Source organism: Amycolatopsis echigonensis, assembly GCF_002846615.1.
In the GTDB taxonomy this organism is placed as follows: Bacteria; Actinomycetota; Actinomycetes; order Mycobacteriales; family Pseudonocardiaceae; genus Amycolatopsis; species Amycolatopsis echigonensis.
The window spans coordinates 6,523,736-6,539,309 of record NZ_PJMY01000003.1; the positions used below are offsets into that span (position 1 = coordinate 6,523,736).

General features: G+C 71.0%; 14 protein-coding genes. 7 read left to right on the forward strand and 7 right to left on the reverse strand.

Translation table 11 applies throughout. The features are described from left to right. Positions 1–3: 3 nt before the first annotated feature. Positions 4–978 carry an NADPH:quinone oxidoreductase family protein gene (locus ATK30_RS35920; RefSeq protein WP_101439210.1) on the forward strand — a complete coding sequence of 325 codons (975 nt, stop codon included), beginning with the start codon at positions 4–6 and terminating at the stop codon, positions 976–978. 4 nt (positions 979–982) lie between these two features. Here the strand turns inward: ATK30_RS35920 and ATK30_RS35925 are convergent, their stop codons facing one another. The 4 genes from ATK30_RS35925 to ATK30_RS35935 form a co-directional block, all read right to left on the reverse strand. Beyond that, entirely contained in the window at positions 983–1,816 is an 834-nt protein-coding gene (locus ATK30_RS35925) for an MmyB family transcriptional regulator (RefSeq protein ID WP_101439211.1), read from the reverse strand. A gap of 53 nt (positions 1,817–1,869) precedes the next feature. Continuing rightward, complete coding sequence (locus ATK30_RS35930; protein WP_208637507.1) at positions 1,870–2,601, reverse strand: NADP-dependent oxidoreductase; 732 nt, start codon at positions 2,599–2,601, stop codon at positions 1,870–1,872. A 3-nt stretch (positions 2,602–2,604) separates the two neighbouring features. After that, positions 2,605–2,745, reverse strand: coding sequence for a hypothetical protein (locus ATK30_RS45815; protein WP_208637508.1), 141 nt, complete (start codon positions 2,743–2,745; stop codon positions 2,605–2,607). Between the two features lie 134 nt (positions 2,746–2,879). Next, the gene (locus ATK30_RS35935) at positions 2,880–5,885 is read right to left on the reverse strand and encodes an AfsR/SARP family transcriptional regulator (RefSeq protein WP_341867377.1); all 3,006 of its coding nucleotides are present in this window, start codon (positions 5,883–5,885) and stop codon (positions 2,880–2,882) included. Positions 5,886–5,943: 58 nt separating this feature from the next. Here ATK30_RS35935 and ATK30_RS35940 point away from each other — a divergent pair, with 58 nt between their 5' ends. After that, entirely contained in the window at positions 5,944–7,122 is a 1,179-nt protein-coding gene (locus ATK30_RS35940; RefSeq protein ID WP_101439213.1) for an MFS transporter, read from the forward strand. Between the two features lie 88 nt (positions 7,123–7,210). Here ATK30_RS35940 and ATK30_RS35945 read toward each other — a convergent pair whose 3' ends face one another. Then, the gene (locus ATK30_RS35945) at positions 7,211–7,708 is read right to left on the reverse strand and encodes a GNAT family N-acetyltransferase (RefSeq protein ID WP_101439214.1); all 498 of its coding nucleotides are present in this window, start codon (positions 7,706–7,708) and stop codon (positions 7,211–7,213) included. Between the two features lie 44 nt (positions 7,709–7,752). Next, entirely contained in the window at positions 7,753–9,120 is a 1,368-nt protein-coding gene (locus ATK30_RS35950; RefSeq protein WP_101439215.1) for an aspartate aminotransferase family protein, read from the reverse strand. A 1,333-nt stretch (positions 9,121–10,453) separates the two neighbouring features. On the opposite strand from ATK30_RS35950, the gene ATK30_RS35955 reads away from it, so the two are divergent. After that, on the forward strand, positions 10,454–11,131 hold the full coding sequence (locus ATK30_RS35955; RefSeq protein WP_101439216.1) for a LysM peptidoglycan-binding domain-containing protein: 678 nt from the start codon (positions 10,454–10,456) through the stop codon (positions 11,129–11,131). Positions 11,132–11,603: 472 nt separating this feature from the next. Here the strand turns inward: ATK30_RS35955 and ATK30_RS35960 are convergent, their stop codons facing one another. Next, positions 11,604–12,416 (reverse strand): helix-turn-helix transcriptional regulator, encoded by an 813-nt coding sequence (locus ATK30_RS35960; protein ID WP_101439217.1) that lies wholly within the window; start codon positions 12,414–12,416, stop codon positions 11,604–11,606. Between the two features lie 78 nt (positions 12,417–12,494). Between ATK30_RS35960 and ATK30_RS35965 the strand changes: the two genes are divergently transcribed. From ATK30_RS35965 to ATK30_RS35980, 4 genes are all read left to right on the forward strand, one after another. After that, positions 12,495–13,238, forward strand: a complete 744-nt coding sequence (locus ATK30_RS35965) for an SDR family NAD(P)-dependent oxidoreductase (RefSeq protein ID WP_101439218.1) — start codon at positions 12,495–12,497, stop codon at positions 13,236–13,238. Between the two features lie 26 nt (positions 13,239–13,264). After that, positions 13,265–14,005 (forward strand): SDR family NAD(P)-dependent oxidoreductase, encoded by a 741-nt coding sequence (locus ATK30_RS35970; RefSeq protein ID WP_101439219.1) that lies wholly within the window; start codon positions 13,265–13,267, stop codon positions 14,003–14,005. 140 nt (positions 14,006–14,145) lie between these two features. Further along, a complete protein-coding gene (locus ATK30_RS35975) occupies positions 14,146–14,526 on the forward strand; it encodes a M23 family metallopeptidase (protein ID WP_244194826.1) in 381 nt (126 codons plus the stop codon). A 73-nt stretch (positions 14,527–14,599) separates the two neighbouring features. Next, positions 14,600–15,547, forward strand: coding sequence for a cation diffusion facilitator family transporter (locus ATK30_RS35980; protein ID WP_244194827.1), 948 nt, complete (start codon positions 14,600–14,602; stop codon positions 15,545–15,547). Positions 15,548–15,574 lie beyond the last annotated feature (27 nt).

The window sequence follows — 15,574 nt, forward strand, 5'->3', positions numbered from 1 at the left end:
CGCATGAAAGCCGTACACATCAAGGATCTCGAAGGCCCGTCGACCGTTTCCGTGGTCGAGGCCGGCGCGCCTTCGCGCGCGCACGACCAGGTGCTGATCGACGTGCACGCGGCCGGGGTGGCGTTCCCGGATCTGCTGCAGACGCGCGGGCTGTACCAGGTGAAACCGGAGCTGCCGTTCATCCCGGGCGCGGAGGTCGCGGGGATCGTGGCGCAGGCTCCGGACGGCGCGGCGGTCAAGGCCGGGGACCGGGTCGCGGCGCTGCCGTTCCTGGGCGGGTTCGCGGAGCAGGTCGCGTGCGCGGCGGACGCGGTGTTCCCGATTCCGGACGACCTCGGCTTCGACCAGGCCGCGGCGATTCCGTTCAACTACCTGACCGCGCATTTCGCGCTGTGCCGGCGCGGCCGGATGGCAGCGGGCGAGACCGTGCTCGTGCACGGCGCGGCCGGCGGCGTGGGGACGGCGGTCATCCAGGTCGCGAAGGCGTTCGGCGCGGGCAAGGTGCTCGGCGTGGTGTCGACGCCGGAGAAGGGCGAGACGGCGGTCGCGGCAGGGGCGGACGAATACGTGCTGGCGGACGGCTTCAAGGACGCGGTGAAAGCGTCGACCGGCGGCCGCGGCGTCGACGTGATCGCGGACGTCGTCGGCGGCGACCGGTTCACCGATTCCCTGCGCTGCCTCGCCGCGGACGGGCGGATGCTGGTCATCGGATTCACCGGCGGGTCGATCCCCGAGGTGAAGGTGAACCGGTTGCTGCTCAACAACTTGGACGTCGTGGGCGTCGGGTGGGGCGCGTACGCGCTGCCGCGGCCGGGATACCTGCAGGGGCAGTGGGCGGAACTGCTGCCGAAGCTGGCGGAGGGCGCGATTGTGCCGCCGCTGGGCGGGAGTTACCCGCTGGCCGAGGTACGCGAGGCGTTGGAGGCCATCGAAAACCGCAAGGCGATGGGGAAGCTCGTCCTGGCCGTGCGTCCATAGTGGACTAGCGGGGTGCGAGGTCCTGGGTGCCGACGGCGGCCAGCAGCTCCAGGTGGTCGCTGCCCGGCGGGGCGGTGAACCACAGGAGGCGCTGGCCGCCGTCCTCGCTGAGCAGGTTCATGCAGTCGAGTTCGAGGACGCCGAGCGCCGGGTGCACGAGCCGTTTGCGGTCCGCGCGCCGGACGGCGACCTCGCGTTGGTCCCAGAGGTGCGCGAATTCCTCGCTGCGGGCCAGCAGCGTCGTGAGGAGTTCGTCGGCCAGCGCGTCGCGGCCGCGTTTGGCGATCGCGGCGCGCAGGTCGGCGACGAAGACGCGCGATTGGTGCTCGTGTTCGTCCGGGTGGTACCGCTCGCGGGCGGCGGGATCCGTGAACCACTGGTAGACGAAGCTGGCCTGGACGCCGTCCCCGGGCGCCGCGGCGCCGAGCAGCGCCTCGGCGAGCCGGTTCTGCACGAGCGGGACGCTGAGGTCGGTCATGACCTGCGCCGGCGTCGCGGTCAGCTGTTCGAGGAGGCTGAGCAGGGCGGGCTGGACGTGCGCGTTGCCGCTTGACGCGGGCGGGAGCGGGCGGCCCGCCAGATGGTAGAGGTGGTCGCGTTCGTCGCTGGTCAGCCGCAGCGCGCGGGCCAGCGCGGCGAGCATCTGCTCGGACGGCTGGGTGCCGCGGCCCTGCTCCAGCTGCACGTAGTAGTCCACCGAAGCGCGCGCCAGGGTGGCGACTTCGTCGCGGCGCAGCCCGGCCACCCGGCGGCGCGGCCCGGCGGAGAGGCCGACGTCCGCCGGGCTGATCCGGTCTCGCCGCGATTTGAGGTAGCCGCCTAGTTCGCGCAGGTCCATACCGTCACTATGCCTCCGCGTGATCGGCCGCAGCCAGGCGTCGTCAGCACCACTCAAGCGACGCTGAGCAGGACCTTGCCCCGGGCGTGGCCTTCGCCGAGGTAGGCGAGCGCCTGCGCGCCGTCTGCCAGCGGATACGTGCGGTCGACGAGCACCTCGACCCCTAGTTCCGCCACCTTCGCCAGCCGGGCCGCGTCCGAGCTGTGGAAGACGAAGGTCGCGCCCTCCGCCGGGGCGGGCGTGGTCACGAGCAGCCCGCCTGGCTTCAGGACCTGCTGCGATCGGGCCCTGACCTCGCCGCCGACGGTGTCGAGCACGACGTCGATTCCGTCGAGCCGGCTGTCGAAGGCGACCTCGCGGTAGTCGAGAACCTGGTCCGCGCCGAGCTTCTCCGCGATGGCGACGCCGTCACCGGACGCGGTCGCGACGACCCGCGCGCCGAGCCGCCGGGCGATCTGGACCGCGAAGCTGCCCACGCCTCCGGCCGCGGCGTGCACGAGAACGGTCTGTCCTCGGCGGACGTTCGCGACCTCGACCAGCGCCTGCCACGCGGTCGCGGCGGCGGTGGGGATCCCGGCCGCGGTTTCCAGGCCGATGCCGGACGGCGCGGGGACCAGGTCCGCCGCGTCGATCACGAGCTGCTCGGCGAACGCGCCGCCGTCGACGGGATCGAGACGGCCGATGACCGGATCGCCGAGCTGCCAGCCGGTGCCTGGAGTGGCGACGCGTCCGGAGAAATCGGTGCCGAGGATGTATGGGAGGGCGGCGGGAAAGTAGTCGTGCATGGCTCAGGACGCGATTTTGAGGTCGAGCGGGTTGGCCGCCGCCGCCACGACATCGACCACGACCTGGCCGGGCCTGGGCACGGGGGCCGGGAGGTCCGCGAGGGTGGCTTCGGTGCCGAAGGCGGTGATGTGCAGTGCTTTCACGGGATTCGCTCCAGTCCGGCCGCCATGGTGCGGCCCTGGTGCCCAGAGTGCGGCGGCGCGGGCCGGGGAGCTAGGCGGCGGTTGTCCTGGTGACGACGGCACCAGGCTGGGGTGGTCCTATGTGGACATCTCGCTCAGGAGACCAGTCTGATTGCGTCTTCGACCGACAACCGGGCACCGCGCTCGAATATGCTGGCGAAGCCGGAGCCGAGAACCGCTTGTGCCGCTTCGGTAATCCGGTCCACGTCACCTCGTTCCGCGGCGGGAAGGGGCGCGTCGACACTGCGCCGCGCCGCGTCCGCGGCACCGAGCAGCAGCGCGGCGGATTCCGGAGCCACCGTGCCCGCCAGCCCCTCCAGCGACAGCGCGAACGCACGCGGCTCGTCAAGCATCCGCGCGTATTCCAAGCCCTGCAGGTGATATTTCCTCGCCTGAACCACGTCACCCCGGAGTTCGGCGACGAAACCGAGTTCCGCGTACAGCAAATGGTCGCCCGCCGTCGAGGACAAGCCGCGGTATTCGTCGCGGATGCGCGTGAGGCGCTGTTCGGCGGCGTCGAGATCGCCGGAGCGGCGGGCACCCAGCGCGAGGCCCATTTCGGCGTGGATCCGGCCGTAGGTATAGCCGTGGTCGGCCGCGATGCGGAGGGCTTGTTCGTGCAGGTCGCGGGCTCGCGGCCAGTCGCGTTCGAGCAGCGCCAGGCGGCCGAGGCCGGACAGCCTCGCCGAGACTTCCGCCTGCAGGTCCAGTTCGCGCGCGATGGCGAGTCCTTCATGCTGGCGGCGCGCGGCTTCGGCGTAGTCGCCCTTGATTTCGGCGAGCGCGGCCAGCGGCGGGATGGTCTGCATTTCGCCCCAGCGGTCGCCGAGGCGGCGGAAGATCCCGGCGCTGCGCAGACCGTCCCGGCCGAGTCCGGCGAGGTCCCCGCGGACCAGGCCGAGCATCGCGCGGAGGCCGAGCGCGGCGGCGACGCCCCATTCGTCGTCCTCGGCGGTCGCGAGGGCGAGGGCACGTGCGTTCACCTCGTGACTGGCGGCGAGATCGCCGACGCTGAACAGACTGTAGGCGCGCAGCCACAGCGCACGGACGGTGTCCGGGGAATCGGGCGGCGGTTGTCCGCCGGTCAGCAGGGCGAACGATCCATTGAGGACAGTGAGGTCCGGATCCGGTCCGGCGACCCGGGAAACAGCGGACAGCATCCGGCGGCCTTCGGTGAGCCTGCCGCGCAGCAGCCACCACCAGGACAGCGCGGTCGCGAGCCGCACCGCCTCGGGGGACGACCGGCAGATCGCCTCGTCCAATGCCGCGCGCAGGTTGCCCGCTTCGGCATCCAGCCGGATGAGCCAAGCCCGTTGCTCGGCACCGTGCAATCGGGCGTTCTCGGCGATTTCCAGGTAGTGGCGCAGGTGCCGGCTGCGCGTGGCGGCAGGATCCGCGAGCCGTTCGACGGCATACGCGGCAACGGATTCCAGCAGCCGATACCGGACCCCGGTCGGCCCGTGCGTGACGGACACCAGCGACCGGTCGACCAGCCGGAGCACGAGGTCGACCACGTCGCCGTCTCCCGCGCAGACGGCTTCGGCGGCGGCGAGGTCGAAACTGTCGCGGTGGACGGCCAGTCTGCTGAGGACGGTCCGCTCCGGCTCGCTGAGCAGGTCCCAGCTCCAGTCGAGTACCGCGCGCAAGGTCTGCTGCCGCGCCGGAGCGCCGCGCGACCCCCGGGTCAGGACGGCGAACCGGTCGTTGAGCCGGGCCGCCAGCTCTCGCACGCCCAAGCCGCGTACCCGGGTGGCCGCGAGTTCCAGCGCGAGCGGAAGGCCGTCCAGGCGACGGCAGATTTCGGCGATCGCGTCGGGATCGCCGGCGAAATCCGGGGCGGACGCGGCGGCGCGTTCGGTGAACAGCCGCACCGCGTCCGCGGGCGGCAGCGGTTCCACTGCGAACACGGTCTCGCCCGGCAGCCCGAGGGGTTCCTGGCTGGTCGCGAGAATACGCAGGTCACGGGTGGTACGGAGGAGCGTTTCGGCGAGTTCGGCGGCGGCTTCGACGACGTGCTCGCAATTGTCCAGGACGAGCAGCGTCCGCCGGTCGCGCAGGGCGGCGGCGAGCCGGTGGATCGGCGAGGCGGAGTCGGCCGAGTCACGGATTCCGAGCACGGCGGCGACTGCTTCGGCGAGGTCGGCGGCGGAGCCGCGCACGCCCGCGAATTCGACCAGCCACACGCCGTCCGGGAACTCGCCGAGTCCGGCCGCGGCAATCGCCAGCCGCGACTTGCCGACCCCGCCCGGCCCGGTCAGCGTCACCAGCCTGGCCGACAGTCCCGCTAACCGGGCGAGCGCGTCTTCCCGGCCGATCAACGGGGTCAACGGCCGGGGCAGATTGCCGCGTGGCTCCGCAGCCAGGCCGGGGTCCTGGCGAAGCAGAGATTCGTACAGCGCGCGCAGCTCCGGGCTCGGGTCGACGCCCAGTTCCTCGGCGAGCCGGGTGCGGAGATCCGTATAGGACGCAAGGGCTTCGCTCTGCCGTCCGCGCAAGTACAGCGCGCGCATCCGCGCTGCTCGCAGGCCTTCCCGGAGCGGATGCTGCGCGATGACGTCCGCCAGATCGTCCGCGGGGGAGTAGTCACCGGCTTCGACCTGGGCTTTGGCTCGTTCTTCCACCGCGGCCAGGCGTAGTTCGGACAACCGGTGGGCGGCCGATCGCGCGAACTCCTCGTCGGCGAAGTCGGCGAACGCCTCGCCGCGCCACAGGTCCAGGGCTTCGGCGAGGCGCGCCGCCCGCGTTCGGGGGTCCGCCGTCGCGCGTGCCTGCGTGACCAGGTCGCGGAACTGGGCGGCATCGGAGTGGTCGATCCGCAGCCGGTAGCCCGCCGGTTGCCGCTCGACGCCGTCTCGGCCGACGATCCGGCGCAGTTGCGACACCTTGGCCTGCAACGCGCCCGCCGGTTTGCCGGGCGGGTGATCGCCCCAGAGATCTTCGATGAGACGGTCCGCGGTGACCGGTCCGCCGTCGTTGGCCAGGAGCGTCGCGAGCAGCGCGCGCACTTTTGCTTCGGGCACGGTGGCCGGAGCGCCTGTCTCATCCCAGACGGCGAGCGGGCCGAGTACGCCGAACCGCATGCGTCGCTCCCGTCGCGTCATCAGGCCACCGTCAGTCGATCGTAAGCATTCCCGAAGGCCCGGTCCGCACTGTGGGCGCATGAGCTCCACCTCAGCCACCGTCGCTCCCACCGGGCGGCTTCCGCTTTTCGCGCTCCTGTCCCTCGCCACCGCGGTGTTCATCACCAGCCTCACCGAGACGCTGCCCGCCGGTCTGCTGCCCGCGATGAGCGGCTCGCTCGGCGTCAGCGAATCCGCGACCGGGCAGACCGTCACGGTCTACGCGCTGGGCACCGTGCTGACCGCGATCCCGCTCTCCGCGGCCACCTCCGGCTGGCGGCGCAAACGGTTGCTGCTGACCTCGATGGCCGGATTCGCCCTGGCCAACACCGTCACGGCCGTCTCGTCGGAGTACAGCCTGACGATGGTCGCGCGGTTCGTCGCCGGGGTCGCGGCCGGTCTCGCGTGGGCGCTGCTGGCCGGGTACGCCCGACGCCTCGTCGCTCCCGCTTTGCAGGGCCGTGCGATCGCGATCGCCATGGCGGGTATCCCCGTCGCGTTGTGCCTCGGCGTGCCCGCCGGGACGTTCGTCGGCCAGCTCGCCTGCTGGCGTACCGCGTTCCTCGCCATGACCGTGCTCACGCTGGTGTTGCTGGCCTGGATCGGCGCGGCCGTGCCGGACTTCCCCGGACAGCCCGGGGGAGCGCGCCCGAAGATGCTGCCCGCGCTGCGGATCCCCGGAGTCGCGGCGGTCCTGTTCGTCACTCTGGTGTTCGTGCTGGCGCACACCGTGTTGTACGCCTACCTCGCCACCTTCCTCACCGGCCTGGGCATGGGCGACGACACCGGCCTGGTCCTGCTGACCTTCGGGCTCGCCTCGATCGCGAGCATCTGGATCGTCGGCGCGCAGATCCACCGGCGGCTGAGGCTGTTGATGGTCGTCAGCTCACTGCTGGTCGCCGTCGCCGCGGCACTGCTCGCGACCGAGCCCGCGCTGGTGTACGCGGCCGCCGCGCTGTGGGGCCTCGGCTGGGGCGGAGTGCCGACCCTGCTGCAAACTGCGGCCGGAGACGCGGGCGGCGAGTCTGCGGACCCGGTCCAGGCAATGCTCGTGACGCTGTGGAACGCCGCAATGGCCGCCGGCGGCGTCGTCGGAGGGGTGCTGCTCGACGCGGCGGGCAGCGCGTCGTTTCCGTGGGCAGTGCTGGTGCTGATGGTGCCGGTGCTGACGGTGGTCCTGGTCGCGCGACGACACGGTTTCCCGGTGCGGACCGTTTGAGGTCGCGGTCCCTGGCCTCGATTCCGTTGCCGGGCGCGGCGGGATGGACGGCGATCGGCGGGGTTGCGTTGCTGCGTAAAGCGAAACCTTAAGTCTTCTTCGTCAGGAAAACCGCCCCGCGAATGTGCTTCCCGAGCGTGTTCGCGGGCGGTTCGGCCACTTCGTACCCGGCGCGGCGGTACATCGTCAGGTTCCGCTCGCTGCCCGCTCCGGTGTACAGCACCAGACTCGTGGCCTCGGGCGGGGCCTGCTGCTCGGCGTAGCTCAGCAACCACCGTCCGACGCCCTGTCCAGTGAGATCCGGAGCCACCATCAGGCGGCTGATCTCCCAGCGGTCCTCCTCCAGGTGGGCGCGCACCGCCGCGACGAGCCGTCCGCCGACCCGGACTGTCCACACGCGACTGGCCTCGATCCAGCCGCGCACGGTGTCGAGGTCCTCGTGCAGGGCGGGGACATCGAAGGTGTCATTGAGGATCGCCTCCGGGACCCAGCAGCACCGTTGCAGCACCAGGAGTTCAGCGGCGTCGGCGGGCTGGGCTTCGGACAGCTGGGCACCGGCGAGCGGCATGGCGGCGAGGTCGGTCACGTCTGGTGATCTTGCGCGCCAGGAAAGGCCCTGTCGACCGAGTATCAGCGCGCCTCGCGGGTCGCGGTGTCGAGCGCGGCCAACAGGATTCCGGCGGCCGTCCGCACGACGTCCGCGGTGACGTTGAGCGGTGGCAGCAACCGCACCACGCTGTCGCCGCGTCCGCCCACTTCGACGATGAGCCCGCGCCGCAACGCGTGGTTTCGCACGGCCAGCGCGAGTTCCGACGCGGGCGCGCCGGTGCGCGGGTCGGCGAGTTCGATGCCCCACATCAGCCCGGTGCCGCGCACGTCCGTCACCCACGGGTGGCTGGCCAGCGGGGAAAGCAGCTCTTCGAACTGGTGTCCGCGTTCGACGACGTTGTCCAGCACGCTGTCGCGGTTGACGACCTCGATCGCCCGCGCGCCCGCGGCGAAGGCGAGCTGATTGCCGAGGGGGGTGCCGTGCGCGCGAGGGGCCCAGTTGTCGAGGCGTTCGTCGTAGATGATCAGCGAGACTGGCGAGCCGATTCCGCTGAGTGCTTTGGACGCGACGATCACGTCGGGTTCGATGCCGTAGCGCTCGAAGGCGAACCAGGTCCCGGTCCGGCCGCAGCCGGTCCGCAGTTCGTCGACGATCAGCGGGATGCCCAGTTCCCGGGTCAGCTCGCGCACCCGGTGCACGAAATCCGCCCGGGCCGGGACCACGCCGCCCTCGCCCTGCACCAGTTCGAGCAGTACCGCGGCGGGCAGCGGGAGGCCGTCGCCGGATTCGTGCAGCGAGCGTTCGATCAGGTCCGGGCAGGTCGCCGCGCAGGTGTCGGCATCGGGTCCGGCCGGGCAGCGGGGGCACGAGGAGTACGGCGGGTACTGGGTGCCGGGCAGCGCGCCCGGGCGAGGCCGCCGTCCGGCCGGCCCGGTCAGGCCGAGCGCGGCGTGCGCGCTGCGGTGGAACCGGCCCTGGAAGGACACGACGCCGCCGCGTCCGGTCGCGGTCTTGCACAGCTTCAGCGCGGCCTCGACCGCGTTGGTCCCGGCCGGCCCGCAGAAGTGCAGTTTCATCCTCGAGCGCAGCGCCTCGGGCAGCATCGCGAACTGGGCTTCGGAGAACTCGTCCTTGACCGGGGTCGCGAAGTCGAGCGCGTGGGTCAGCTTGCTCAGCTGCGCGGTCATCGCCGCGACCAGTTCGGGATGGTTGTGCCCGAGGGAGAGCACGCCCGCCCCGGCGAGGAAGTCGATGAAGACGTTGCCGTCGGCGTCGCGCACGAAACTGCCCGAACCCTCGGTGATCGCGATCGGCAGCCGCCGCGGGCCGCCGCGGGCGTTCGGTTCCCGGCGGTCCTGCCGGGCGAGGTATTCGGCCGAGCGCGGGCCGGGCAGATCGCAGTGGACAGCGGGACCGGTGAGCGGCGCGGGATGCGCGAGGATGGTCATCTGGCCTGTTCTCCCCTGGCAGTGGTGGTGGCGCGGCCGGACCCGGCCGCCGGGAGACCGCCCCGGTCCGCGGCGGTCTTTCCTCCGAAAAGGGCGTTCGGGATGGACCGTTCCCGCTCGGTGCCGGCGGGGGCCACCGGGCGCACTTTTTCCCGAACAAACGGAGCAGTGGTTCTCGCTTTTCCTTGCCCGGGGCAGAATGCTCCGGTTCCGGTCCGGAGATGCGTTCCGCGGACGGCGCGCGGAGCGTCCGTCATGCGCTTCTCCTCCTTTTCGCAGGGATTCGCGCACCGTCGGAAAAGGGACGGCGGCGAGGAAAACGGCGGGTGCGGGCAGAGGCAGGAGAGGGTCGCGTTCGGCGCGGCCCTCCCCGGGGTCGCCTTCCTGGAATACCGGGGGGCACAGCGTAGCGCAGCCGTCGTTGGCGGAACGACGCGTTGTCCGGCGGCGGACGGCACCCGGTTCCGGAAAGGAAAGAATCGGCCGGGATGAGGCAAGGCAATGCGCCAGGAGAGTGAACGCGGCGATTTCGCGGAGTTCGCCGTGCTGGGCTGATGGACTGAATCGGCAACGGTGTTCGCGGTGACGCGAAACGGGACGTGAATATTCACCTTCCGTTTCCGGTGTGTGAATCAGGGGAGGAGGATCGCGGGACGCGATGGTTTCTGGGTGGCCGCGGGATATGGCGGATGAGGAAAATGCCGAGGTTTCCGGCCTTTTCGCCGTCGAGGTTGGGGTGCGGATGCTGTTTCCGTCGAGGACGGGCGGCGGACGGCGGTTTCAGTGGCCGGGTTCGGCGGGACGGCGGCGGCGGCGGTGGTCCAGACCGCGGCGGCGGCGGATGGCGGGCGCGGGTGCGTCCGGGGGAGCGGGCCTGGTCTGGCGGAATCTGCGCGGCCGGATCGAGGCTCGTAATGGGGGTGAACGAGATCCGCGGAGGCGCGTTGATCTAGACCGTAATAACGATAATGCATGAAGATGCCTAACTATACTTATAGAAGGAAAATTACCAATGGTGCTGGTTTTGCCTTGATTCACGCATTGGTCTAGTGAAGGAACGTTGCGGTTGAGCCGTGATTGACTCACCAAGTGGCCCGTCACAGGCATGACGCACCGTCGCCTGACTGCTACGCGCCGAGGCGATCTGTGGCCGATCCCACTGACTCTGTACACCTGCTGTTTCCGTTTCGTAATCTTCTCGAGCTTTCGCGGTGACCTGCGATCTACCCCGAGGATCAGCGACCCGGAAGCCGCCGCGCACCGTCGCGGCTCGCTGCCCAGATCGGGCGCGAGGACGGTGGTGCGGCGTGGACAGCGAAGGAGCCCACCCACCGTGGGACGGCACAGCAAACCCAGCAAAACGAAAACAGTTCTCCAGCGCACCGGTGCGACCGCGGCTCTCGCGGGCGCCACCCTCGGCGGCATCGGCCTCGCCGGGGCCGGCACGGCCAACGCCTTCCCGGGGCAGGCCGGCATCGTCAAGTGCGAGAGCAGCGGCAACCCGACCGCGGTCAACAACACCGCGGCGGGCCAGCGCGCGGGCCGCCCCGCCGGCCTGTTCCAGATCGTCACGAAGACGTGGCTGGCGAACGGCGGCGGCCAGTTCGCCCCGACGGCCGACAAGGCCACGCCCGCGCAGCAGCAGATCGTCGCGGACCGGATCTACGCGAAGCAGGGCTCCGCCCCGTGGCAGTGCCGCGGCGGTTCCGGCCCGGCGAGCTACGCGGACTTCGGCGGCGACACCTCCGGCGGTTCCGCCGAGGTCGAGGCCGCGGCCGCGACGCCGAAGGTCGAGGTCAAGGCCGAGGCGACGGTCAAGTCCGCGCCGAAGCACGCCGCGCCTGCCTCGAACCCGGACGGCAGCTACACCGTCGTCGCCGGCGACACCCTGTCCGGCATCGCGAAGAACCTCGACGTCGACGGCGGATGGCAGCACCTGCAGCAGCTGAACGCGAAGTACATCCCCGACGCCAACCTGATCCTGGTCGGCCAGAAGATCGTCACGAAGTAACCCGCCGAGGCCCCGGCCGGGCCCGCGCCGCTTTCCCCCGGGCGGCACGACCCCGGCCGGAGGCCGCCGGTGCACGCGCGCCCAAGTGCGCTCGGGCACCGACGCGCGCCCCGGCGGCCGGCGTGCGGGGCGAACGGGCCCGCATCGTGGGAACACGGGCCGGTCCGCGCCGCACGCCCTGCATCGAGGGCGCATAACGCCAGCGATGGTTGATGGCGCGGGTTTGTCTCGCCGAGGCCGACGCGCCGGAGTTACCCGGCTCCCGCCAGACCCGCGGACGCGCGTTTGGTCAGCGGTGATTGCGGGATCGAGTCTGCCTGCGAACGCCAACGAGGGTCGGCGGCGCGGGTTTGTCCCGCCGAGGCCGACGCTCTGGATTCGCCAGGCCAGCCGACGCGCACTTGGCCGACGCCGCCTGCGCGACCGCCCCTGCCTCCGAAACTTGACACGGCGCGCGGCCGCCGATTTGTTGCTAAGTGCGCACTCGCAGCGGAATAGTCCGCAGCAACGAGAGCGCATCAGCACTCGCACTGCCCGGCTCAGCCTGATAAATGATCAACTGCTGCCCAGGCGCACTGCGCACGTCGAACGCCTGATAGGTCAGCGTCAGCGGCCCGACCGCCGGATGCACGAGGTGCTTCGGCTCGTGAGTCTTTCCGCGCACCTGATGGGTTTCCCACAGCGCACGGAATTCCTCGCTGCCCTCGCTGAGTTCCGCGACCAACCGCGGCTGGGCGGGGTCTCCGGCTGCCGCGCGGAGGTTCGCCACGGTGGCTTGGGCGGTCCAGTCCCAGCGGGCGTAGAACTCGCGCCCCGCCGGGTCGAGGAACGTCATTCGCGCCAGGTTGTCCGCTGCGCTGAAGGGGGAGAACAGCGCGTCGGCGAGGGCGTTCGCGGCCAGGATGTCCAGGACGCGGTTGAGCACGAACGCGGGCGCGTGCGGATGGCTGTCCATGAGCTGCCGGAGTTCGGGGCTCACCGTGCGGGGCGCTGGGGAAGGCACGTCGGGCGGGGCGGTGCCGGCGAGGCGGTACAGGTGTTCGCGCGCGTCGGGGTCCAGGTCCAAGGCGCGGCTGAGGGCGTCGAGCACCTGCGGTGACGGCCGGGTTTCGCGGCCCTGTTCCAACCGCGCGTAGTAGTCGACGTTCACCCCGGCCAGCACGGCGACTTCCTCGCGGCGCAGCCCGTTGACCTTGCGCCTGCCGGAGTAGCGCACGTCGGCGTCCTCCGGGGTGCGTTGTGCGCGGCGTGCGCGCAGGAAGTCGCCCAGTTCCGTACTGCCCATGCGAACCAGGGTAGGCGGCGGCTGGGTGGGTGTGGCACGTCCTGTCACCAAGATCCGTAGCCGCTGAGACTGGTCGGCATGACGAAGGAATTGGCGGGAAAGACCGCGCTGGTCACGGGGGCCGCGCGCGGGGTGGGCGCGGCGACGGTCGCTTGGCTGCATGAGCACGGGGCAAATGTGCTGGCGACCGATGTCCGGCCCGCGGTGCGGGAACTCGCCGACCGGTTCGACTGCGTGGCGACGCTGGTCGGCGATGTGTCCGAAGAGGACGTCGCGGTGCGGTCGGCGGCGACGGCGCTCGAACGGTTCGGCGGTCTCGACATCCTGGTCGCCAACGCCGGTCGTTCGGTGAACAAACCAGTCACCGAGACGACCGCGGCGGACTGGGACGAGGTGATGTCCGTCAACGCCCGCGGCGCGTTTCTGCACGCGCGAGAGGCGTTTCGGGTGATGCGCGACCACGGCGGGGGCGCGATCGTCACGGTCGGCTCGTTCGCCAGCACGGTCGGGCTGGCCGAGGCAGCGGCGTACAGCGCGTCCAAAGGAGCGCTGGCGCAGTTGACAAAAGTGCTTGCGCTGGAAGGCGCTCCGCACGGAATCCGCGCGAATGTTGTTGCCCCAGGCGTGATCGAGACAGACCTGCTGGACACCTTCCGCGCCGACAGCCGGGCGTATCTGCGGTCCTTCGGCGACGCTCACCCTCTCGGCCGGGTCGCGCAACCCGAAGAAATCGCCGAGGTGATCGGCTTTTTGGCTTCGCCGCGGTCCGCGTTCGTCACCGGCGCCGTCGTCGCGGCCGACGGCGGCTACACCGCGGCGTGATTTCCCTCCGACGAAAGGAATACCCCATGCGGCTCAACGGAAAGGTCGCGTTGCTCACCGGAGCGACCGGCGGTATCGGACAAGCCACGGCGGAACTGTTCGCCCGCGAAGGCGCCAGCCTGGTCGTCACCGATGTCGACCGGGAAGCCGTGGAAAAGCTCGCGGCGAGGCTGGAAACCGACGTGCTGGCCGACCGGTTGGATGTGTCGTCGCCGGAAAACTGGCGCGAAACCGTCGAACGGACCCGGCAGCGTTTCGGCCGGCTCGACATTCTCGTCAACATCGCCGGGATCGTGGACTGGCCGGGCGTCGAAGAAACCACGCCGGACGCCTGGGACCGGGTGATCGCGGTCAATCAGACCGGTACCTGGCTCGGGATGAGGACGGCCATGCCCCTGTTGCGCGCCTCCGGCAACGGATCGGTGGTCAACACTTCCTCGGTGCTGGGCCTGGTCGGCAGCGGCGCGGCCGCCGCGTACCAGGCGTCGAAGGGCGCGGTGCGGTTGCTGACCAAGACCGCCGCCGTCGAATACGCGACGCGCGGGGTCCGGGTCAATTCGGTGCATCCGGGCGTCATCGCCACGCCGATGATCCAGGACCTGCTCGACGAGCAGGGCGACCGGCAGCCCGACATCGTCCGCACGCCGATGCGCCGCGCGGGCAGCCCCGCCGAGGTCGCGCACGCGATGCTTTTCCTGGCCAGCGACGAGTCCTCGTTCGTCACCGGAACCGAACTGGTGGTCGACGGCGGGCTCACCGCGCACTGATCCCGGCATCATCTCCTATCCGCCGTAGTAACTGGCCCAAGGTCCGGTGAGAGGAGCACCGTGGTGGGTGCCCGCAGGCGGCGTTCGAACGGCTGCAGCGAGAAGCGCGGACACGGCAGAAAGCCCGTGCATACGCCCCGGTGACCGGCACGATCACCTCGAACTACGGCGCCCGCTCGGGAACGACCCACGACGGCCTGGACGTCGCGAACGCCATCGGCGCTCCGGTCCGGACACCGCTCGCCGGGACGGTGATCGAGGCCGGTCCGGCGAGCGGGTTCGGGCTTTGGGTCCGCGTCCGGCACGAGGACGGGACCGTCACCGGGTGCGGCCACCTCAACCGCTATCCGGTCTCCGTCGGGCAGCGGGCGGCAGCAGGGCAGGTCATCGCCGAGGCGGGCAAGCGGGGCCAGTCGACCGGGCCGCATCTGCATCTCGAGGCCTGGTCGGCCGGCGAGCGCAGGACCGATCCGCTGCGCTGGCCGCGCGGGCTCGGCGTCCGGATCGGACCGCGCGGGTGACCTCGGGTGGACGTGCGGACGGGGCGTGCGGGACAATGCATGCACGTTTCGCTATATGTCAGGACGGTGCGGGGTGAGCGAGCACAACACGGGGCACGGACACGGCCACGGGGTCGCGGCGGGAGCGGACCGCGCGTGGCTGGTGCGGGCTTTGGTGCTGATCGTCGGGTTCATGGCCGTCGAGCTGGTCGTCGGCGTGCTCGCCGGGTCGCTCGCGCTGATCACGGACGCGGGCCACATGCTGACCGACGCCGCGTCGATCGTTCTCGCCCTGGTCGCGATCCGGCTGGCCGCGCGTCCGGCGAAGGGCGGGTTCACCTACGGGCTCAAGCGTGCGGAAATCCTGTCCGCGCAGGCCAACGGGATCACCTTGCTGCTGCTGACCGCGTGGTTCCTCTACGAGTCGGTGACCCGGCTGATCGCACCGCCGGAAGTCCAGGGCGCGCTCGTGCTCTTCACGGCACTGGCCGGGATCGTCGTGAGCGTCGCGGCCAGCTGGTGCATCAGCCGGGCGAACCGGTCGAGCCTGAACGTCGAGGGCGCGTTCCAGCACATCCTCAACGACCTGTACGCGTTCATCGCGACCGCGGTCGCCGGCGCGGTCGTGTGGGCGACGGGCTTCGCTCGCGCGGACGCGATCGCCGCGCTCGTGGTCGCCGCCCTGATGGCGAAGGCGGGGTGGGGGCTGGTCCGCGAATCGGGCCGGATCTTCCTGGAGGCCGCGCCCGCGGGGATCGATCCGGAGACGGTCGGGGACCAGGTGGCGTGCGTCCCGGACGTGGTGCAGGTGCACGACCTGCACATCTGGCAGATCACCTCGGGCGAGCCCGCGCTGTCCGCGCACGTGCTGGTGCGGCCCGCCGCCGACTGCCACGCGGTGCGCGCCGGGATCGAGGAGATCATGCGGTCCCGGCATCGGCTCGACCACACGACGTTGCAGGTGGACCACGTGGACGAGGACCGGGCGGAGCATTGCGAGCGGTCGCACGGGCCGACTTACCGGTTCACCGGACGGCGCTGATTCCGCGAGCGAACCCTAGGATGCGGA